This window comes from Nitratireductor mangrovi (genome assembly GCF_007922615.2).
In the GTDB taxonomy this organism is placed as follows: Bacteria; Pseudomonadota; Alphaproteobacteria; order Rhizobiales; family Rhizobiaceae; genus Mangrovimarina; species Mangrovimarina mangrovi.
This window is the reverse complement of record NZ_CP042301.2, coordinates 2,848,855-2,869,140: the sequence shown is the minus strand read 5'-3', so window position 1 is coordinate 2,869,140 and position 20,286 is coordinate 2,848,855. Positions and strand designations below refer to the sequence as shown.

Genomic DNA, 20,286 nt, shown 5'->3' with positions numbered 1-20,286 from the left:
ACGCCCCAGAGTTTCAAGGGTGGCCAGCCCCGTTCCCGAAGTCGCCGCGGTCGACGGCGCTCCGGCATAGGCTTCGAACGGTCCGGAAGGTCGCATCAGTTGCCGAGGGCCTTGACGGCCTCGCCGAGTGCCTGATCACCGTCGCGCATCACCGCGGCCGCATTCTCGAACGCTCTCTGCACCATGATGAGCCGCGTCATCTCCTTGACGGGATTGACGTTGGACTCTTCCACGAAGCCCTGGACGACGCCCACTTCCGGGTTGTCAACGACAGCCTCCGGCGGTCCCGAGGGGACGATGCCGGAGTTGCCGTAGCGGACAAAGTCCGGACCGGGCACGAAATTGAAGAGGCCGATGGCGCCGAGCGGCTGCCCGTTCTGGCGCAGCATGCCGTCTGCGCCGGCGACTGGCGGCCCGTCGAGCGGATTGAGCTGGATCGGCGCGCCGCCTGCATCGAGCACCGGATAGCCTTCGGTCGAAACGAGTTCGCCGGTTTCAAGCATGCTGAAACGCCCATCGCGGGTCATGACCGGCCCGGCGGGGGTTTCGAGTGCAAACCAGGCATCGCCGCGGATGGCGAAGTCGAGCGGATTGCCGGTCTGCTTCAGCGGTCCCGAGATCGTCGACAGGTATGTCGAGCCAGGCGAAACGTAGGCAACCGAATCCGAACCTGACTGCGTAACGACATCCTCGAATTTCACCTCGGTCGCGCGAAAGCCGACGGTGTTGGCGTTGGCGACGTTGTCGGCGATTGTCCTGAGGCGCTTTTCGAGCGCGACCTGGGAGGAAATGGCGACATAAAGTCCGGTCTGCACGTTGCCTCCTCAGCGCTTCAGTTGCTGCATGGTCAGCAGGATGTCTGTCGAGATGCCGTATTCCGCCGGCTGGCCGAAGAGCACGCTGATGCCCGGCAGGGAGGACGAGGACGTCGGGTTCTGTATTTCCCACAGGCTGGTGAACCGGGTCAGGAACTCGCCAAGCGCTTCCGGATCCTTGAAGTCCTCGATGTCGACCGTGCGTTCGAAGATCTCGACCTGCTTGTCGACATCCAGAAGCGCGAAGGAGTCGGGCAGGCTGAGCGCGGTGCGGACTACCTTGGAGAGCGCGTTGTCGGCGAGGACGGAGTAGAAGCTTTCAATGTCCGGCGCCTTGCGCTCGAAATAAAGAGCCAGGCGCACGCCTTCATTCTGGGTGCCGGCATCCTCTTCCAGCGTCTGGCGCACGAAACGGTCCACCGTTCCCTGGCGCGTTCGCTCGAAGATCGTCGTATTCTCGCCGAACTGCTTGAAATTGAAGGCCTCGGCGAACTTGCGATATTTCGTATCACTGAGTTGGTTGGCGAAGCTGTCGCTATCGTCGACGCCGCCTTCGAGCACCTTCACCATGAAGGCCTTGGCGTAGGACATGTCCTCGAGCCCGAACGCCTTCATGGCATAGCGGAAGAGGCGATCGTTGCCGATGAACTCCTCGATGGATTTCACCTTCTCGATGTTTTCCAGATAATATTCGCTCTCGCGCTGCACTTGTGGCTGGGCGTGCACGCGCTTCAGCGACTGGGCGAGATCGCGCGTGATGTTCGCGTAGGTGACAAAGGTGCTGACCAACGCCGGGCTCTCCGGTGCTTCTTCGACCGGTGCGATGCTAGGCCGCAATCCTTGCGTGAACCTTTCCGGCGGCCCAGATCAAGCTTCACACAAGGCACGCGCGCTAGTTGGGATGACCCAACCCAACGGCGGAGGCGTATCCTTGGGCATTGTCATCGGTCTGGTCGTGACGTTCGGCTGCGTGCTTGGCGGCTTCATGGCCATGGGCGGCCACATCGACGTTCTGATACAGCCCTGGGAGTTCGTCATCATCGCCGGCGCCGCGCTTGGCATCTTCCTCGTGGGCAACCCCATGACCACGGTGAAGGACGCGGGCAAGGCGATCCTGGAAGCCTTCAAGCACGCGGTGCCCAGCGAGAACGATTATCTGGAGACGCTTGGCGTCCTGCATAGCTTGATGCGCGAGCTCAAGACCAAGTCGCGCAGCGAGGTGGAAGGGCACATCGACAATCCCGACGAGTCACCGATCTTCCAGGCTTATCCGCTCGTCCTGAAGAACAAGGATCTCACCCACTTCATCTGCGACTATTGCCGGCTGATCATCATCGGCAATGCCCGTTCGCACGAGATCGAGGCGCTGATGGACGAGGAGATCCACACCATCCGCCACGACAAGCTGAAATCCTACCACGCACTGGTTTCGGTCGGCGACGGTCTCCCCGCAATCGGCATCGTGGCGGCGGTGCTCGGCGTTATCAAGGCAATGGGCGCGCTCGACCAGTCGCCGGAAGTGCTGGGTGCGCTGATCGGCGCAGCGCTGGTCGGCACCTTCCTCGGCATCTTCCTTTCCTACGGTGTGGTGGGTCCGATCGCGGCCAAGGTCAAGGTGGTTCGCGACAAGCGCAATCGGCTCTACATCATCGTCAAACAGACCCTGCTCGCCTACATGAACGGCGCCCTGCCGCAGGTGGCGCTCGAGTTCGGCCGCAAGACGATCTCCTCCTATGATCGCCCGACGATCGATGCGGTCGAGCAGCACACGTTGTCGTCCGGTCACGGCGAAGCGAAGGCCGCCTGACATGGCCGACGGCGCGCCAGCCCAGGGAAGCCCCGGCAGCGACATACTGGAACGTCTGCTCGGCGACACCGGCGAGCCGGACAGGGTCGCCGAAAGCGCCCGCGCGCTTGGCGAGCGCACTTTGAAACCGCTGCGGGCCGCGTTCGCTGACGGAACCAGCCAGCCGGTGGAGGTCGATCTTGGCGCGGTCGATACCGGGCGCATGAAGGACGCTATAAGCGATGCCGGCCCGTATGACGCGGTCGTCGTGGCGGCGTCGGCGAACTCGCCGGACGCCCTGGTCATCCGGGTCGACCCGATGGCGATAGCGATCTTCCTCGACGCACTTTTCGGCGGCGAGCCGGGAGCGGAACCGCAGCCGATCACCCGCAACCTGTCATCGCTCGAGCTCGATATCGCGACCCTCGTAATCCAGCAGGTCGCGGCCGCCTTCAATGGTTTCGGGCAGCGCACACTGCAAGTCCGTTTTCCCCTTTCACCCGCGCAGTCGGGTGAAGCGTTGCGCAAGATCGCGCTGCGCGACGGCCCGGCGGTCAAGATAACGTTCACGGTCTCGGAGCGGGCCGAGCCCGGCCGCGTCGTTGTGGTCATGCCGCAGCGTATCCTACTGCGTCCGCGCGATGGCGCCGAAGCTGTGGAAAGCCCGGCCGGGAACTCGCGCTCGGACGACTGGTCGGCGCGTTTTTCGGAGGAGGTGATGCGTTCCAGGGTAACGCTGGAAGCGACCATGCCGCTTGGCAAGTTGACCCTCGGGGCGATCGCCGCGCTGCAAACCGGCCAGGTGATCGAGCTTAGCCCGACCGCGGCCTCGGAGGCGAAGCTTTCGAGCAAGAACAAGACACTGTTCGTTTGCGAGTTTGGCCGCCTTGGACAAAACTACACTGTCCGAATCAAATGTCCGTGGGATACAGAAGGGAACGTGATCGATGGCCTGCAACTTCCATGATGGAAGCCGGTTCATCGGCAGGGCCCACCTCGGAGCCGTACGATGAACCAGGGCAATGCCCCGGCCAGCGCCGGGGATGAAGAAGAAGATCTGAACCGGGCGATCGACGAATTGCGCGGTGTCCTCAAGGAGGACGATGACGACGCGGGAGACACCGCGTCGGCGTCGCCACTCGATGGCCTCGACCTTGCCTCCAACCCTCTTGATGCGGCGGCAGACAGCCCGCTTGACGCCATGGCCGACAATCCGCTCGCCGACATGTCCGAAAGCCCGCTGGGGGACATGCCCGATATGTCGTCCGCAGAGATGCCGGCGGCCTCGGCAGGTCTGCCGGAGTTCGATCAGGATGCCGGCGGCAAGTCCGATTCCGGGGTTATCATGAGCATCCCGGTCGACGTGCAGATCGTGCTCGGAAGCACCGAGATGCAGGTCTCGGACCTGATGTCGCTGCGCAAGGGGGCGACCGTGGCTCTCAACCGCCGCATCGGCGAGCCGGTCGACGTGGTCGTCAACGGGCGCAAGATCGCCCGCGGCGAGATCACCGTGCTGGAGAACGATCCTTCCCGTTTTGGCATCCGGCTGACCGAAATCATCAAGAACTCCAAGGCGTCCTGAGAAAACGATGGATTTCGATCCGCATCCATCCATGTCGTCCGGGGGGACCACGGCCGAAAACCTGACGCGGGCGCAAAAGGCGGCGGCCATCCTGGTGGCGATGGGCAAGCCGGCGGCCGGGCGGTTGCTGAAATTCTTCGCGCATGAGGAGTTGAAGTCGCTGATCGAGGCGGCGCGCAAGCTGCGCACGATCCCGCAGAGCGAGCTCGAAAAGATCATTGCGGAGTTCGAGGACGAGTTTGCCGAGGGCGCCGGTCTGATGGATTCGGCCGCTACCATGGACAAGATCCTGAGCGAATCGCTGTCGCCGGAAGAGGTCAGTGCGATCATGGGGTACGGCGCGGAAGTCGGCGATACGCCGGAGCCGGTCTGGCCACAGATCGAGGCGCTGGAGGCCAAACAGGTCGGAGATTTCCTGGCCGGCGAGCATCCGCAGACGGCCGCGCTTGTCTTGAGCAATCTGTCATCCACCAGCGCCGCCAACATCCTGCTGGCAATGCCCAAGCCGCAGCGCGGCGAGGCGGCCAAGCGCATGGTCTCGATGGGCTCGGTGAAGCCCGCGGCCCTGCGGATCATCGAGAATCAGCTGCGCACGCGGCTCCTCGGCGACAGTGCCAAGAAGTCTTCCACCGAAGGCCAGGCCAAGGTCGCCACCGTGCTCAACGAGATGGAAAAAGCCGAACTCGACGAGCTTTTGGCCGACATGGAAACGGCCGGATCGGCGGACGTGAAGGCGATCCGCGCGCAGCTGTTCTCGTTCGAGGATCTGCCGCTGCTGAGCCAGAAGGCGCGGCTTGCGCTCTTCGACGGCCTTTCAACGGAGGTCGTGACACTGGCGCTGCGCAAGGCCGACAACCAGGTCACGGAAGCGGTCCTGTCCGCGCTGGGGGTTCGCTCGCGGCGCATGATCGAATCCGAACTTTCCATGGAAGCTGACAATGTGACTCAGCCGGACATCATCAATGCCCGGCGGTCGATCGCGGCGACCGCCATCCGTCTGGCCAAGGAAGGCAAGATCGAGCTGCCTTCCACCCAGGTCGCCGCCTGACGGGCGAATTGTCCGCGACGCGCCGCCGGGGACGATGAGAGGTCGGTTGGCCGATGGCCGAAGAACAGGACAAGGACAGCAAAACCGAGCCGGCCACGGAAAAGAAAATCCGTGACAGCATCGAGAAAGGCAATCAGCCCTTTTCCCGCGAGGCTCCGATCCTGGCGTCTTTCATCGCCATATCGATTTTCGTCTTCTTCTTCGCCTACGACACCAGCATCAGGCTTGCCGGTTTCCTTTCTGTGTTCATCGAGCGGCCGGAAGAGTGGCGGCTCGAGACCGAGCTCGACGCGATTTCGCTGTATCAGGCCGTGTTCATGGAAATCGCGCGGGCGATCGTCTTGGTGATGTTCCTGCTCGTCGTCGCGGGCATCACGGCCTCGGTTTTCCAGAACATCCCGCGATTCGTCGGCAATCGCGTCATGCCGAAATTCTCACGCATCTCGCTGATCTCCGGGTGGAAGCGTGTGTTTGGCATCAAGGGTTTCGTGGAGTTCCTGAAGTCGCTTGGCAAGGTGCTCTTCACCGCGATCTTCCTGTTTTTCGTCATGCGCGACGCCGATATCAGGCTGCTCGAAGGCATGATCACCAATCCGATGGGCTTCGGGCATGTCATTCGCGAGATGGCTGTACAGCTTGTCGGCACGGTGACAGTGGCGATGATCATCATCGCCACCGCCGACCTGTTATGGTCGCGCTATCACTGGCTCCAGGAGCTGCGCATGACCAAGCAGGAGGTCAAGGACGAGGTCAAGCAGGCCGAGGGCGACCCGATCCTGAAGTCACGCATGCGCTCGCTGGCACGCGACCGAGCGCGCCAGCGCATGATGGCGGCCGTCCCGCGCGCCACATTGGTCGTGGCCAATCCAACGCACTTCTCGGTGGCGTTGCGCTATGTACGCGAGGAGAACGCGGCTCCCGTCGTGGTCGCCAAAGGACAGGATCTCATCGCCCTGAAGATACGCGAGATCGCCGAGGAGCACGACATCCCCGTCTTCGAAGATGTCGCGCTTGCGCGTTCCATCTTCAAACAAGTTTCGGTCGATAGCATGATCCCGCCTCAGTTCTACGAGGCGGTCGCGGAGCTCATCCGCATCATCCACAGCCAGAACGGCAAGAAGACGGGCAAGTTGCACTGATGAACCGCCAGCCGCAGACCTCCGCACGCGAAATCATCGTCGCCGAGGCGATCCGCGAAGTGGTCTCGGAATTGCGCCTGGTCGATGTCGCCGACTACATCGCCTACATCCGCCTCGAGCACTACGCCAACCTCTCCGATATCGTCGAATCGGCGGCCGAACTCTATTTCATGCCCGGTACGCTACGCTTCGGGCACGGCGGCGAGGTCGATGTCGGCTGGTCCGGCGAACCGACCGTCAATCTCGACCTGCAATTGCGGCCCAAGGGCGCGACCATCTACTTCACGCTCAACATGAGCGCGCTCAAGGCTGGCGTGGATATCGGATATGTCGCGCTGGACGACCCGTCGCCCGACCCGGCGGAAAACACGCGCTATCTGGCGAGTGCCCTGCAGGAATCGCGGATCAGGCGCACCGAACCGCTCGACTTCTGAGCGCGACCGGTAAATCCTTCAGTCTATCAGCCCAAGCCGCAACGCCCTGGCGACAGCGTGAGTGCGACTCATGGCATTCAGCTTGTGCGTGGCGGTCGCCAGATACTGGTTGGTGGTATGCACTGAAAGACCGAGTTCGGCGGCGATTTCGTCGCTGGTCTTGCCGTCGGCGGTCAATGTCAGGCACTGCAGTTCGCGGCTAGAGACCGGCGGCGTGCCATCGAGTTGCGACAGGCGCAGGCGGGCAACAGCCCTGAAAAGAGCAAAGGCACGGATATGCAGGTCGCAGACGATGGCGTCGTCGATCGCCATGTCGCGACCGGCCAGGACCACGAGGCCACCAACACCACCGTCGGCGAAAACCGGCAGCGCGATGCCAGGCAGGTCGGGCGTCAGCGCCGGCCCCTTGCGGGCGATCGACAACAGCGGAAAGGCCGGGCACTGATGGGCGCCGGTCTCGCAGTACCACCATACCGGCTCCAACGAACGCGTTCGTGTCGCCATCCAGACGGCGCCGGACGCTCCGCACAGGATGCGCGACAGGTCCGACGTCCGTGGGAACTCGCGGTCGAACGCGGTGGCAAGGCCCGGGACCGCGCGGTCGCGTGTTTCCACATAGACCCCGTAGAAGGATGCTGACGCGTCGGCCGACAGGCGCCGGGCGCCGCGCACCGTTTCCAGGACCACGGCCACGTTGTTCGGGGTGACGTCGAGGCCGCTGGCTGCCGATGCAAAGCCCGCACCGGTTTTCTCGTCATGGCGTTTTTCGGGCGGTGACCGCATGGTCAAATCGCCCCGCTGCGAATGGCGGTGGCGATCGCCATCGCCCGATTGCTCGCGCCATATTTCTGGATGGCGTTGGCGAGATAGCTGTTCACCGTGTTCGCGCTAACCCCGACGATCATGGCGATCTCGCCCGTGGTCTTGCCCTCCGACACCCAGCGAAGGCATTCGCGCTCGCGTTCGGAAAGCGAATCCGGCGGCGGCGCGCCCAGGAGTTCAGGCGAAACCCGCGACAGGAGATAACAGCAGGCAAGCTGAGCCTGCGACAGGAGGTCGACGTCGAGGCCGTCTTCCTTTCCGGCCGAAAACAGCGCCTGGCAGCGCTGTGAAGCGGCATGCAGCCGTACGCAGCAGATTTCGACATGGCCGTGGCTGGCAAGAACGTCGCCGAGGCCGGGAGCCGTCATCGAGAGGTGCGAGACGGCTTCGCCAACGGGGGCGGCGGCGCGATCCGACGCCAGTACCGCCAGGCCTTCCGGGCCCACGATTTGGATCGTGTCGTAGACCCAGTTCGACGCAATGACGTGGACGCGTTCGCCGCCATGCTCCAGCACCGTCCCAAGCAGGAGGTAGTGGTCGGCACCAACCTCGGCGGCGATCGCTGCTAGGCAGGCTGAAAGCTCGCCGCGGGTCTCTACGCGAGAGATCAGGGCCAGCGTTTCGCGTGAAAGCGTGCGTCTGGCGGCGCTCATCTCAGCCTCGCTGCCGTACCCCTGTGGGCGGACACTGCCATGCGCGCGACAGGCTGCGCTGCGAACAACGGCGTCGGAGCAAAGCAGTGCGAATCAGTGAACATGCTCAACGATTTCCACGCGCGTGGAATCGGGTCAAGCAGTCAAATCCTGTGGTTTCCACCGCTTTCGAGAGCGATTTCGGGCTGGCGGGTCAGCCCGAGGTCGTCGCGACGAAGCCAGCGCCACAGAAGCAGGACCGCGACCACGGCGAGGCCGCTCGACAGGCCGAGCCATATACCTGCTCCGTCCATGCCGTATCGGAACGCGAGCAATGCACCGAGCGGCAGGCCAACTCCCCAATAGCCGATGGCAGCCATCACCATGGGCACCTTGGTGTCGTGCAGGCCGCGCAGCATGCCGCCGCCCACGGCCTGGGCGCCGTCGAAGATCTGGAACAGCGCCGCGAAGGCCAGGAAGCTTACGGCCAGTTCCGCGACCGCGATGTTCTCGGGCGCGCGAATATCGATAAATGCCCGAATCAGCAGATCGGGAACCGTGATCATCAACAGCGCCATCAGGGCCATGAAGCCGACGCCGAGCCAGAACGATGTCCAGCCGGCGCGGGTGATGCCGTCGTTGTCGCCACCGCCATAGGCGCGGCCGACGCGCACGGTGACGGCCTGCGAAATACCCATCGGCACCATGAAGGAAAGCGACGCGATCTGGATCGCGATTGCATGCGCCGCCAGGGCCGTTGCCCCGATCAGGCCCATCAGGATGGCGGCCGCGTTGAAGATCGAGACCTCGAAAAGCAGGATGGCGCCAATCGGCAGGCCGAGCCGTGCCAGCGCGACAAAACGCGGCCAGTCGGCGCGCCAGAACCGGCCAAACAGGCGGTAGCGCCGGAATTGCCTTTCGATACTGACGATCATTGCAACGCCCGCAAACATCAAGAAGCTCGACAAAGTGGTCGCAAGCCCTGATCCGGCGATCCCCATCGCCGGAAAGCCAAGATTGCCGAACATCAGGCACCAGTTGGCGAAGACGTTGAAGGCAACCGCGACGAATGTCACCACCAGCGCCCAGCCCGGCCGCTCCAGCGCGGACATGAAAGAGCGCAGGACGATATACCAATAGAACGGCAGCACCGCCCATTGCAGCCAGATCATGTAGCGCCCGGCCTCGGCGGCGAGTTGCGGCTGCTGTCCCATCAGGAGCAGCAGCGGTTCGGCAAACCAGAGCAGCGCCCAGATCGGCAGCGAGACCGTTGTGGCGATCCATAGTCCCTGGCGCACTGTGCGGCGCACGTCGCGCACGGAGTGGCGCTTGCGGCCGATCTCGCTCGCGATCATCGGCGCCGTGGCGAGGATCAGCCCGAGCCCGAAAATCATCGGCGCGAAATAGAGGCTCCAGCCGAGCGTGCCGGCGCCAAGCGTGATCGGGCCGAGCCTGCCCATCATCATGACGTCGGTCGCGGTCATGGCGTTCTGGCCGAGATTGGTCAAAACCATCGGCCAGGCAAGCGCGAGCGTCGCGCGCACCTCGGTGCGCCACGGGCTGCCGCCAGCCACCGCAGCGGGCGCGGCGGCAAAATTCGCCGGTCTGACCATTGTTGGCCTCGCTTCGCGGGATGCCGGCGCCAGGCCGCATCGACCGCATCGATTGGAACTGGCTCTTGCCTAATGACAGACGGTGCCACAAGCGGCTCGGGAGCTTTTCGATTGGCACAGGCGTGTATTTGGTCGCACAGGAAGGAAACCGGATTTGCGGCCGCGACGGGGGATGCTAGGAACGGAGTTGTGGCCGCATGGCCGAGGAGGAACCAACTGTGAAGGTTCGGCGCAGGGGATCGGGCTTCGGGATCGCGCTGGTCGCGGCCTATCTGCTCGTCCTGCAAGCCGCCATTTCTGGCTTCATCTCGGGAGCCAGCGCAGCGCCGTTGGCGCTTGACGCCTTCGGCAATCCTCTTTGTATCACCAGCACTGATGTCGGCTCGCCTGCTGAAGGGGGTGCTGACCACCATTCGCCCGAATGCTGCCTGTCGGCATGCGCCATGTTTGCGCCGGTTTTGGCTTGGGGGGAGGTACCGAAGGCTCCAACCGTTTTGCATGCGGATACGGTTACGATCGTTACGCTACCTGCTCCAACGCTTGCCCAGCGTAGCCGTGGCGAGCCAGGCAATCCGCGCGCTCCACCGCGGACGGCGTGAGACCGGCCGCGTCGCGGCCCGCCAACACATACGAAAGTGCCGGGCTTCTTAACGCCCGGAATCCGAGTGTGGAGCAAGAACATGTTCATATTCCCGCGCGCCGTGCGCGCCATTTCGATCAAACCCCGACGGTCCTTCCTCGCCAGAATCGATGAGCAGGCCCATGTCGTGGTGCTGTCGCTGGCATTCCTTTTTACCGGCGGCCTTTCACTTTTTGCCGCGCCGGCGCTGGCCGGAGATGTTGTCGTCGAACATGCCTGGTCAAGAGAAACGCCTGAAGGGGCAAAGGTAGCCGGCGGCTTCGCGCTGATCCGCAACGAGGGCAGCGAGGCGGATCGCCTTGTGGCCGTAGCTTCTGAGATCTCCGAGCGTGGCGAGGTCCATGAGATGGGCGTCGATGACAAGGGGGTCATGACCATGCGCCCGCTTGCCGATGGGCTGGAAGTCCCAGCCGGTGCGACTGTGGAGCTCAAGCCGGGTTCCTATCATCTCATGTTCCTGGGACTGAAGTCTCGCCCCAAGGAAGGCGAGAGCTTTGCCGCCACGCTGAGCTTCGAGAAGGCCGGCGACGTGTCGGTCACTTTCGAGGTTACCGGCATGGGCGGCGGCCATGGTGGCCACGGCATGAAGAAGGGCGGTCACAGCAACCACGACGGCTGACGCCGGCCTTCGGGCAGGGCGCCCTTTCTCCGGCGGATCGAAGGCAGCAACCACAATCACTGGCGGCTTGCCAGCACCCCGCGCCTTTCGACGGGCGTGGGGTGTATCGGCTGATTGCGACAGCGTCGTATCTGAAAGCGACGTCATGTTGACATAAAGATATCCTTATGTGACTATTCGGCAGTTCCGGAACACAGTCACGAGAGTAGACAGTTTATGGCCTCCAGCCTTGACGCGCTGTTCGGTCCGCTTGCGGCCAAGCGCAGCGGCAACGAAATCCGCGAAGCAATCGAGAAGGCGTCACGCGAGCGCATCCTCGTCCTCGACGGTGCCATGGGTACGCGCATCCAGGCGCTCGGCTTCGGTGAGGACGACTATCGCGGCGAGCAGTTCGCCGGCTGCGCCTGCCATCAGCAGGGCAACAACGACCTCCTGATCCTCTCGCAGCCGAAGGCAATCGAGGAGATTCACCTCGAATACGCACTCGCCGGCGCCGACATCCTAGAAACCAACACGTTTTCTTCGACATCGATCGCCCAGGCCGACTACGGCATGGAGGAAATGGTCTACGAACTCAACCGCGACGGCGCGCGGCTTGCCAGGCGCGCCGCGACGCGCGCCGAGAAGCAGGACGGTCGCCGCCGCTTCGTTGCCGGCGCGCTCGGGCCGACCAACCGCACTGCCTCGATCTCGCCCGACGTCAATAATCCCGGTTTCCGCGCCGTCACCTTCGACGATCTGCGCCTGGCCTACGCCGAGCAGCTGCGCGGCCTGATCGATGGCGGCGCCGACATCGTGCTGATCGAGACGATCTTCGACACGCTCAACGCCAAGGCAGCGATCTTTGCGTGTTTCGAGATTTTCGCCGAAAAGGAGATCGAGCTGCCGATCATGATCTCCGGCACGATCACCGACCTATCGGGACGCACGCTTTCCGGCCAGACGCCGACGGCGTTCTGGAACTCCGTCCGGCACGCGCGGCCGTTCACGGTCGGCCTCAATTGTGCGCTCGGGGCGGCCCAGATGCGCCCGCACCTGGCCGAACTGTCCGGGGCCGCCGGCACCTTTACCTGCGCCTATCCGAATGCCGGCCTGCCGAACGCCTTTGGCGAATATGACGAGAGCCCGGAATTCATGGCGGAGCAGGTCGAGGAGTTCGCCCGCGAAGGCCTGGTCAACATCGTCGGCGGCTGCTGCGGCTCGACGCCCGAGCACATCCGCGCCATTGCTGACGCGGTTTCGAAACATCCGCCGCGCGAGTTGCCCGAGATCGAGCCGCGCATGCGCCTGTCGGGCCTGGAACCGTTCACGCTCAGTGACGACATTCCCTTCGTCAATGTCGGCGAGCGCACCAATGTGACCGGCTCGGCCCGCTTCCGCAAGCTGATCACGGCCGGCGACTACGCCACCGCGCTGGACGTGGCGCGCGATCAGGTCGAGAACGGTGCCCAGGTGATCGACGTCAACATGGATGAGGGCCTGATCGATTCGGCTGCCGTCATGGTCGAATATCTCAACCTCATCGCTTCCGAGCCTGACATCGCACGCGTGCCGATCATGATCGATTCCTCCAAATGGGAGGTGATCGAGGCAGGCCTGAAGTGCGTGCAGGGCAAGGCGGTGGTCAACTCGATCTCTCTCAAGGAAGGCGAGGAAAGCTTCCTCGAGCAGGCGCGGCTGTGCCGGGCCTACGGCGCCGCCGTCGTGGTCATGGCCTTCGACGAGAAGGGCCAGGCCGATACGAAGAAGCGCAAGGTCGAGATTTGCACACGGGCCTACAAGCTGCTCACCGAAACGGTCGGCTTTCCGCCGGAAGACATCATCTTCGACCCCAACATCTTCGCGGTCGCCACCGGCATCGAGGAGCACGACAATTACGGTGTCGACTTCATCGAGGCGGCCCGTGAAATCACCACCAACTTGCCGCATGTGCATGTATCCGGGGGCGTCTCAAACCTCTCCTTTTCGTTCCGCGGCAATGAGCCGGTGCGCGAGGCCATGCACGCCGTGTTCCTCTACCACGCCATCCAGGCGGGTATGGACATGGGTATCGTCAACGCCGGGCAGCTCGCGGTCTACGACACGATCGACACGGAACTGCGCGAGGCCTGCGAGGACGTCGTTCTCAACCGCAAGCCGAAGGCGGGCGGAAGCGCGACCGAGCGCCTGCTCGAACTCGCCGAACGTTTCCGCGGCGCCGGCGGCAAGGAAGCGAAGGAAAAGGACCTCGCCTGGCGCGAGTGGCCGGTCGAAAAGCGTCTCTCGCATGCGCTGGTCAACGGTATCACCGAATACATCGAGGCCGACACCGAGGAGGCCCGCGCTGCGGCAGAGCGTCCGCTGCACGTCATCGAAGGCCCTCTGATGGCTGGCATGAACGTCGTCGGCGACCTCTTCGGCTCCGGCAAGATGTTCCTGCCGCAGGTGGTCAAGTCAGCCCGCGTCATGAAGCAGGCCGTCGCCTATCTGCTGCCCTACATGGAAGCGGAAAAGCGCGAAAGCGGGGAGGAAAGGAAGAGCGCCGGCAAGGTGCTGCTCGCTACTGTGAAGGGTGACGTCCACGACATCGGCAAGAACATCGTCGGTGTAGTGCTCGCCTGCAACAATTACGAGATCATCGATCTCGGCGTCATGGTGCCGTCGACCAGGATTCTTGAAACCGCGCGCAAGGAACAGGTCGACATCATCGGCCTTTCCGGCCTGATTACGCCGTCGCTCGACGAGATGGTGCATGTCGCCGCCGAGATGGAGCGCGAGGGCTTCGACGTGCCGCTTCTGATCGGCGGCGCGACGACCAGCCGCGTCCACACGGCGGTGAAGATTCATCCACAATACGATCGCAGCCAGGCGATCCACGTCAACGATGCCAGCCGTGCGGTCGGCGTGGTCTCGAGCCTGCTGTCGCCCGACGCGAAGGCGGGCTATGTCGAGACCGTGCAGGCCGAATATAAGAAAGTCGCCGACGCGCATGAGCGTAACGAAGCGGCCAAGCGCCGCATGCCATTGCCCGCGGCGCGGGAAAATGCGTTCAAGGCGGACTGGTCTTCCTACGAGCCGCCGGCGCCGTCCTTCCTGGGCACGAAAGTATTCGAGAGCTGGGATCTGGCGGAACTTGCCGAGCACATCGACTGGACGCCGTTTTTCCAGACCTGGGAACTCAAGGGGCGCTATCCCAAGATACTCGAGGACGAAAAGCAAGGCGAAGCGGCGCGCCAGCTCTTCGACGACGCGCAGCAGATGCTGAAGCAGATCATCGAGGAAAAGTGGTTCGCGCCCAAGGCGGTGATCGGCTTCTGGCCGGCCAATGCGGTCGGTGACGACATCCGCCTGTTCACCGACGACAAGCGCGAAAACGAGCTTGCCACGCTGTTCACGTTGCGCCAGCAACTCGCCAAGCGCGACGGCAAACCGAACATGGCGCTGGCCGATTTCGTCGCGCCGGCAGACAGCGGCAAGGCCGACTATGTCGGTGGCTTCGTCGTGACCGCGGGCATCGAAGAGGTGGCGATCGCCGAGCGTTTCGAGCGCGCCAATGACGACTACGCATCGATCATGGTCAAGGCGCTTGCCGACCGCTTCGCCGAGGCCTTCGCCGAGCGTATGCACGAGCGGGTGCGCAAGGAGTTCTGGGGTTATGCTCCCGACGAAACCTTCACGCCCGGGGAACTCATCCGCGAACCCTATCGCGGCATCCGCCCGGCGCCGGGCTACCCGGCGCAGCCGGATCACACCGAGAAAGCGACGCTGTTCAGCCTGCTCGACGCAGAGGAGCGTATCGGCGTCAAGCTCACGGAGAGCTTCGCCATGTGGCCCGGCTCTTCGGTGTCGGGGCTCTATCTCGCCCATCCGGAGAGCTACTATTTCGGCGTCGCCAAGGTCGAGCGTGACCAGGTCGAGGACTACGCCGCGCGCAAGGGCATGGATGTCGCGGTGGTCGAGCGCTGGCTCGGGCCGATCCTCAACTACACGCCGAAGAACTTCGCCGAGGCCGCCGAATAGGCCCTGTGAGAGGCTGACTTCCGGGCTATGGCGATGTGAGACGCGTCCGCGTCCAACGGCTGGTAGCGGCAAGCTATCTGTACCAGATAGCTTGAGGCGGTCCGCGTCTGGACATGGACGCGCGTACTGTCTACCCATCCTTGCCGACCGCCCGCCCGGAGCCTTCATGAAAATCTTCGCCTACAAGCCCGGCCATGACGGCCATGTCGCCATGCTGGACGACGGGCACCTCGCCTTCTCGATCGAGGCTGAGAAGGATTCGGGTCCCCGCTACGGGCCGATCACGCCGGAACTGATGATGCACGGGCTTTCGCTGACCGAAGGCGTGCCGGACGTGGTGGCGGTCTCTGGCTGGCTGCGGTCGTTTCGGCCCATGGCTGATCCGATCGGCGCGGGCTATTTCGGCGAAAGCGAGGTCGGTACCATCGAACGGCCCTATCGCTTCCAGGGTCGCGACATCCGCTATTTCTCCTCCTCGCACGAGCGGTCGCACATTCTCGGCAGCTACGCCATGTCGCCTTTCGAGCAGGGGCAGCCCTGCTACGCGCTGGTCTGGGAAGGCGTGATCGGCAGCTTCTACCGCATCGATGAAAATCTCCGCATCACGAAGCTCGGCACGCCGATGTCCGGGCCTGGCCACAAATATGGCTTTCTTTACGGCCTGGCCGATCCGACGTTGCCGGTCGACGCGCGCAAGTCGCGGCGCGAAGACGCCGGCAAGCTGATGGCGATCGCAGGCTACGGCCACGACACGACCGAGACGCCGGAGGAGCGGGCGCTGATCAAAAGGCTGATCGCTTGGGATGCGGTCGCCGCGCCGTTGCGCAAGGCCGACTTCACCGACACGCCGTTCTGCGACATCGGGCTGGACAGCCAGGATTTCCGCAACCTTGCCCGACGGTTCCAGGACGAGATCTTTCAGCGGTTCGCCGATTTCGCGAAGCGCGAGATGAGGGATGGCCTGCCGCTGCTGGTCTCGGGTGGTTGCGGTCTCAATTGCGACTGGAACAGCGAGTGGATCGGGTCGGGCTTGTTCGCGGATGTCTTCGTGCAGCCCTGCACCAACGATTCCGGCTCGGCGATCGGTACCGCCGCCGATGCGCAGTGGCGGCTCACCGGCCATGCCAAGATCGACTGGACGGTTTATGCCGGCGAGGCGTTCGAGCATGACGCGGCCGACCTCTCGGGTTTCGAGGCGAAACCGCGCGACGATGCCGAGATCGTCCGGCTGCTGGCCGAGGGCGCGATCTTCGCCTGGGTGCAGGGCCGTTACGAGATCGGGCCGCGGGCGCTGGGGAACCGCTCGCTGATCGCCGCGCCTTTCACCGCCGAGACCCACAAGCACCTCAATGAGATCAAGAAGCGCGAGGGATTTCGCCCGATCGCGCCGATCCTGCTCGAGGAGGAACTTGACCGCCATTTCGAGCATCACGGGCCGAGCCCGCATATGCTCTTCTTCCAGCGCGTGAAGACAGATGCGCTGAAGGCGGTCACCCATGTCGACGGATCGGCGCGGGCGCAGACCATTACAGAGATACAAAACCCGCAGATGCATGCGCTTCTGACCGAATTCAGGAACACCACCGGCTACGGCGTGCTCTGCAACACTTCGCTCAATTTTTCCGGCCGCGGCTTCATCAACCGCATGAGCGACCTTGCCGCTTATGCGCGTGATACCGGGCTCGACGGCTTTGTTGTCGGCAATACGTTTTACCGCCGCTGCTGATCAGCGCGACCGACGTTCGAGCAGCACGTTCTCGGCGGTTTCGGCACGGCGGACATACCCCTTGTCGGCAAGCACGGAGAGGCAGTCTTTTTCCCAGAGGTTGGCGAGCACCGTTTCAATGAGGATGGCCTTTGGCCATAGCGTTCCATCGGCTTCTTCGAAGAAGGGCAGCAACGCCTGGTCTTCAAAACCCTCGACATCGACCTTGAGCAAGTCGATGCGCTCCAGGCCCTCCTCCCTCGCGACCGCGGCAAGCGGACGGACGGCGACCACGCGACCGTCGCGAACTATGCCGGCGCCTTGTTCCAGCAGCGACGCATGCCCGATATTGCCGCCGCCGTCGTCGTAAAGCGTCATCGTGCCGTCTTTGCGCGCCACGGCCAGATTCTTCGCCGTGACGTTCGAAAGCCTGTTGGCGGCGATGTTGAAGTTGAGCTTGGCGAAGGTGCGCGGATGCGGTTCGAAGGCCAGCACCGTCCCTTCCGCGCCTAATCGCCGGGCGGCCCACATTGAATAGGTGCCGACGTTTGCGCCGATGTCGACGAAGACCGCTCGCGGTTCGAGGAACGGTTTGATCAGCGCCATCTCGGCAGGCTCCGGCATAGCGCGCCGCCCCAGCAAAATTCGGTCGTCACGGTTTTCCGTCGGGTAGGTACGGAACCTGATATCACGCACCGTGACGTCGAACGGCCCGGGCCAGGGGCTGGCTATCCTCCTGCGGACCGCGCGACGCTGCTGGCTTGTGAGCGCAGGGCTTGTGGCGAGCTTCCAGGCGGCCCACGCTGCGATGCTGGGCGCGCACTGCCCGAACGGCGTCGTGTCGTCGAGCGGTGCTTTCGGTTTCTTCATCGGCAATGTCTCGGGCGGATGTTCACAGCGCGGCGGCAGCCGACTTGCCGGAATCCCGCCCGTCTTTGCCAGGCTCCTCGATTGCCGAGCGCACCGAGCCGGCGATCGCCTCCTTCTGCTCTTCGGTCAGTTCACTGGCCTTGGTGCCGTCGGCGAGCCGCACCGTTACCTCGCGATGGGCAAAGCGGATGCCTTCCTTGTGAAACAGGTCCCGGATCGCGGCATACACCACTTTCCGGGTGACGAACTGGTCGCCCGGCCGCGTCATGAACTTGACGCGAACGATCATCGCCGAGTCTTCCATCGAATAGACACCCTGCGACTTCAGCGGCTGAAGGAACAGTGAACCCACCACCTCGTCATCGAGCAGCTGCTGGCCGAGCTTCTTGACCAGCTTGCGGACCTTCTCGACATCGGTGTCGTAGGTCAGCCGCAGCGGCAACTTCATCATCACCCAGTCGCGCGAATAGTTGGTGAGCTGGTGGATCTCACCGAACGGCACGGTGTGGACGGCGCCGAGATGATGGCGGAGCTGGAAGGACCGCATCGAGATCTTCTCGACCACGCCCTTCACATTGTCGATCTCGATATACTCACCCTTGCGGAAGGCGTCGTCGATCAGAAAAAAGGCGCCGGAGAAGATGTCGCGGATCAAAGTCTGGGCGCCGAAGCCGATGGCAATGCCAACGACGCCGGCGCCGGCGAAGAGCGGCCCGATATCGACGCCGAGGCTGGCAAGCCCAACCATGGCGGCTGCGGCCAGGATGAACGACACGAAAACGTTGCGGGCGATCGGCAACAGTGTCGCAAGGCGCGACTGGCCCTTGCCCCCTTCGCTGTCGCCTTCGCCGGGATTGAAGGGCTCGTCGTCCAGCGTGCCGCCCTCTTCGACGATCCTGTGGTCGATATAGCCATTGACGGCCCGATAGGCCGAGGCGGCGATGATGGCGACCAACAGGATATCCAAGGCTGAGGCGAGCGGGTGGCCGCCGTCGCGGCCGATATCGACACCCCAGAGCCGGGAGAGTTCGCCGGCAGACACGACGAGGATGGTCGCGGCGACACAATTCTCGAAAAAGCGCTTGAAAGCGGGAAAATACGGCCGAATCTGCGAATCTGGCGCGGAAACGGAATGCATCATCGTCATCTCAGCGCCTTCCTCCAGAACCTCTTGTGTTTCCTCGCTGAGCTCCGACATCATTTCACGACTGGCCTGCGTTCGCTCCCAAGCCCGCCTTTCGGCCTCAAGCCGCGCCAATTCGCGGCGCTCGTGGGCGGCGGCGCGGCGTTCGTAAATCACCTCGATCAGATAGGCGGCAACCGCATAGGCGAAAATCGCAACGACAAAGACGATGATCGGTGCCAGCACCGGGATGTAGCCGCCCGGCAGTCCGAGCGTCAGGCGTACCGAACTCACGAACCAGGCGAGTGCGAGATAAAGCAGGATCAGCGGCAGGGCGGTAAAGGCGATGGTACGCAGCCAGCCGGGTTTTTCCTTCACCTCTCCTGGCCCCAGGATGATGGCCTTGAGCTCGCGGCGATGGATTATGGCTAGTAGGGCGAGAAGGGCCGCGCACACGAAGAGGCCGACGATGAACGCCAGGCGATGGGCGTCGTCATTGATCTGTGCCATCGCCGTTCCGGCCTCGGCGCCGTTGGCGCCGAGTATCTGGACCCAACGGCACAGCCCGATGATGATCGCGCCGACGGCGAGTGCGGCTGCCCAGTGCCGGAACAGGCTCTGGGCCTGGGCGTCGGACAGGTTCACCAACCGGTGGGCGGAGGAGGTCGGCGCGAAGAAATTCCAGAAAACGACGCCGCGCAGGATACGATAGACCACGTAGGTGGAGACAATAACGAAGATGGTCGCGCGCGACGGTTCATGACCTGAATCGAAAATGACGGCGACCAGGATCGCCGTGACGAACATGACCCCGGCGCTCAGTAGCATCCAGCCAGCGCGCGCCAGCAGGTAAGCGAGCTTGCCAGACCGTCTTTGCTCGTTTTCGTCATACAGAGCGCGAAAGTGATCGCGTCCCCAACGCGTTATCAGGCGAAAGACATAGTGTCCGGCGACAAGGCCGCCTATTGCCGTCGCTGCCGCAAGGAAGAACCAGGTCGCCGCCCCGTTCGGGCTTGCCGCCTTAAGCGACTGCGGCAGGTTTTCGAGGAACACTTGGCCATTGGCGATCATGCGGCGCAAATTGGCGCGGGCTTCCAACAGGCTCTTGCCCGAAAGAGCCATGGTCATCGGCATGTCGCCTGCCGTCTCATCCTTCGAGCCGTCCGGCTGCACGATGATGATGGTCGAGCCGTCGCCACGCGCGGCCTCCAGGAAGGCGTCGAGCGCTGCACGATCGGCCTGAGTCTCGGCTTCGGTTTGCGCGAGCGCTTGGGTGGCGGGCAGCGCAGCGCAGAACAGCGCTGCCGCCAGCGTCAGTGCGAGGCCAATGGCGAGACGACGCCATGCTGGGCAGGGGGCGAAACTGCTGCAAAGTGTCATCGAGGGTGTTTTTCCGCGCTTCTTCCTTGATCGGATACATGCCACATATCGGCGCGAAGTGACGATAAACTAAGTTCAA

The 20,286-nt window shown here is 63.4% G+C and carries 17 protein-coding genes; 10 read left to right on the top strand and 7 right to left on the bottom strand.

The annotated features are described in order from the left end of the window. Positions 1–95: 95 nt before the first annotated feature. Entirely contained in the window at positions 96–815 is a 720-nt protein-coding gene (gene flgF, locus FQ775_RS13990) for a flagellar basal-body rod protein FlgF (protein ID WP_146301331.1), read from the bottom strand. A gap of 9 nt (positions 816–824) precedes the next feature. After that, positions 825–1,604 carry a DUF1217 domain-containing protein gene (locus FQ775_RS13985; RefSeq protein ID WP_146301330.1) on the bottom strand — a complete coding sequence of 260 codons (780 nt, stop codon included), beginning with the start codon at positions 1,602–1,604 and terminating at the stop codon, positions 825–827. Positions 1,605–1,746: 142 nt separating this feature from the next. On the opposite strand from FQ775_RS13985, the gene motA reads away from it, so the two are divergent. From motA to FQ775_RS13955, 6 genes are read left to right on the top strand one after another with little or no spacing between them, the layout of a single operon-like run. Further along, a complete protein-coding gene (gene motA, locus FQ775_RS13980; RefSeq protein ID WP_146301329.1) occupies positions 1,747–2,622 on the top strand; it encodes a flagellar motor stator protein MotA in 876 nt (291 codons plus the stop codon). A gap of 1 nt (position 2,623) precedes the next feature. Beyond that, entirely contained in the window at positions 2,624–3,568 is a 945-nt protein-coding gene (locus FQ775_RS13975) for a FliM/FliN family flagellar motor switch protein (RefSeq protein ID WP_167812978.1), read from the top strand. A 42-nt stretch (positions 3,569–3,610) separates the two neighbouring features. Next, positions 3,611–4,183 carry a flagellar motor switch protein FliN gene (gene fliN / locus FQ775_RS13970; protein ID WP_146301327.1) on the top strand — a complete coding sequence of 191 codons (573 nt, stop codon included), beginning with the start codon at positions 3,611–3,613 and terminating at the stop codon, positions 4,181–4,183. A gap of 7 nt (positions 4,184–4,190) precedes the next feature. Further along, complete coding sequence (locus FQ775_RS13965) at positions 4,191–5,231, top strand: flagellar motor switch protein FliG (RefSeq protein WP_246730128.1); 1,041 nt, start codon at positions 4,191–4,193, stop codon at positions 5,229–5,231. 53 nt (positions 5,232–5,284) lie between these two features. Then, complete coding sequence (gene flhB, locus FQ775_RS13960) at positions 5,285–6,370, top strand: flagellar biosynthesis protein FlhB (RefSeq protein WP_146301326.1); 1,086 nt, start codon at positions 5,285–5,287, stop codon at positions 6,368–6,370. Further along, a complete protein-coding gene (locus FQ775_RS13955) occupies positions 6,370–6,804 on the top strand; it encodes a hypothetical protein (RefSeq protein WP_146301325.1) in 435 nt (144 codons plus the stop codon). The genes flhB and FQ775_RS13955 overlap by 1 nt, the downstream gene beginning before the upstream one ends. An 18-nt stretch (positions 6,805–6,822) precedes the next feature. On the opposite strand, the gene FQ775_RS23980 is transcribed toward FQ775_RS13955, so the two are convergent. The 3 genes from FQ775_RS23980 to FQ775_RS13940 form a co-directional block, all read right to left on the bottom strand. Then, a complete protein-coding gene (locus FQ775_RS23980) occupies positions 6,823–7,587 on the bottom strand; it encodes a helix-turn-helix transcriptional regulator (protein ID WP_246730127.1) in 765 nt (254 codons plus the stop codon). 2 nt (positions 7,588–7,589) lie between these two features. Further along, positions 7,590–8,279: a helix-turn-helix transcriptional regulator gene (locus FQ775_RS13945; protein WP_146301324.1), complete on the bottom strand. Its 690-nt coding sequence runs from the start codon at positions 8,277–8,279 to the stop codon at positions 7,590–7,592. 143 nt (positions 8,280–8,422) lie between these two features. Beyond that, complete coding sequence (locus FQ775_RS13940; protein WP_146301323.1) at positions 8,423–9,871, bottom strand: MATE family efflux transporter; 1,449 nt, start codon at positions 9,869–9,871, stop codon at positions 8,423–8,425. 197 nt (positions 9,872–10,068) lie between these two features. Here FQ775_RS13940 and FQ775_RS13935 point away from each other — a divergent pair, with 197 nt between their 5' ends. From FQ775_RS13935 to FQ775_RS13920, 4 genes are all read left to right on the top strand, one after another. Continuing rightward, positions 10,069–10,470 (top strand): hypothetical protein, encoded by a 402-nt coding sequence (locus tag FQ775_RS13935; RefSeq protein ID WP_146301322.1) that lies wholly within the window; start codon positions 10,069–10,071, stop codon positions 10,468–10,470. Between the two features lie 81 nt (positions 10,471–10,551). Next, a complete protein-coding gene (locus FQ775_RS13930) occupies positions 10,552–11,130 on the top strand; it encodes a copper chaperone PCu(A)C (RefSeq protein ID WP_146301321.1) in 579 nt (192 codons plus the stop codon). Between the two features lie 216 nt (positions 11,131–11,346). Further along, the gene (gene metH, locus FQ775_RS13925; RefSeq protein WP_146301320.1) at positions 11,347–15,129 is read left to right on the top strand and encodes a methionine synthase; all 3,783 of its coding nucleotides are present in this window, start codon (positions 11,347–11,349) and stop codon (positions 15,127–15,129) included. A 166-nt stretch (positions 15,130–15,295) separates the two neighbouring features. Continuing rightward, positions 15,296–16,855, top strand: coding sequence for a carbamoyltransferase C-terminal domain-containing protein (locus FQ775_RS13920; RefSeq protein WP_146301319.1), 1,560 nt, complete (start codon positions 15,296–15,298; stop codon positions 16,853–16,855). Here FQ775_RS13920 and FQ775_RS13915 read toward each other — a convergent pair whose 3' ends face one another. Both FQ775_RS13915 and FQ775_RS13910 read right to left on the bottom strand, forming a co-directional pair. Beyond that, positions 16,856–17,704: an FkbM family methyltransferase gene (locus FQ775_RS13915; protein WP_146301318.1), complete on the bottom strand. Its 849-nt coding sequence runs from the start codon at positions 17,702–17,704 to the stop codon at positions 16,856–16,858. A 22-nt stretch (positions 17,705–17,726) separates the two neighbouring features. Further along, the gene (locus FQ775_RS13910) at positions 17,727–20,207 is read right to left on the bottom strand and encodes a mechanosensitive ion channel family protein (protein ID WP_206064751.1); all 2,481 of its coding nucleotides are present in this window, start codon (positions 20,205–20,207) and stop codon (positions 17,727–17,729) included. Between the last annotated feature and the right edge of the window lie 79 nt (positions 20,208–20,286).

Coding starts and splice junctions, on each gene's coding strand:
- FQ775_RS13940 (WP_146301323.1), bottom strand. CDS start 9,871: ATGGTCAGACCGGCGAATTTTGCCGCCGCGCCCGCTGCGGTGGCTGGC.
- FQ775_RS13935 (WP_146301322.1), top strand. CDS start 10,069: ATGGCCGAGGAGGAACCAACTGTGAAGGTTCGGCGCAGGGGATCGGGC.
- fliN (WP_146301327.1), top strand. CDS start 3,611: ATGAACCAGGGCAATGCCCCGGCCAGCGCCGGGGATGAAGAAGAAGAT.
- metH (WP_146301320.1), top strand. CDS start 11,347: ATGGCCTCCAGCCTTGACGCGCTGTTCGGTCCGCTTGCGGCCAAGCGC.
- FQ775_RS13910 (WP_206064751.1), bottom strand. CDS start 20,207: ATGACACTTTGCAGCAGTTTCGCCCCCTGCCCAGCATGGCGTCGTCTC.
- FQ775_RS13975 (WP_167812978.1), top strand. CDS start 2,624: ATGGCCGACGGCGCGCCAGCCCAGGGAAGCCCCGGCAGCGACATACTG.
- FQ775_RS23980 (WP_246730127.1), bottom strand. CDS start 7,587: ATGCGGTCACCGCCCGAAAAACGCCATGACGAGAAAACCGGTGCGGGC.
- flhB (WP_146301326.1), top strand. CDS start 5,285: ATGGCCGAAGAACAGGACAAGGACAGCAAAACCGAGCCGGCCACGGAA.
- FQ775_RS13965 (WP_246730128.1), top strand. CDS start 4,191: ATGGATTTCGATCCGCATCCATCCATGTCGTCCGGGGGGACCACGGCC.
- FQ775_RS13945 (WP_146301324.1), bottom strand. CDS start 8,279: ATGAGCGCCGCCAGACGCACGCTTTCACGCGAAACGCTGGCCCTGATC.
- FQ775_RS13920 (WP_146301319.1), top strand. CDS start 15,296: ATGAAAATCTTCGCCTACAAGCCCGGCCATGACGGCCATGTCGCCATG.
- FQ775_RS13955 (WP_146301325.1), top strand. CDS start 6,370: ATGAACCGCCAGCCGCAGACCTCCGCACGCGAAATCATCGTCGCCGAG.
- FQ775_RS13930 (WP_146301321.1), top strand. CDS start 10,552: ATGTTCATATTCCCGCGCGCCGTGCGCGCCATTTCGATCAAACCCCGA.
- FQ775_RS13915 (WP_146301318.1), bottom strand. CDS start 17,704: ATGAAGAAACCGAAAGCACCGCTCGACGACACGACGCCGTTCGGGCAG.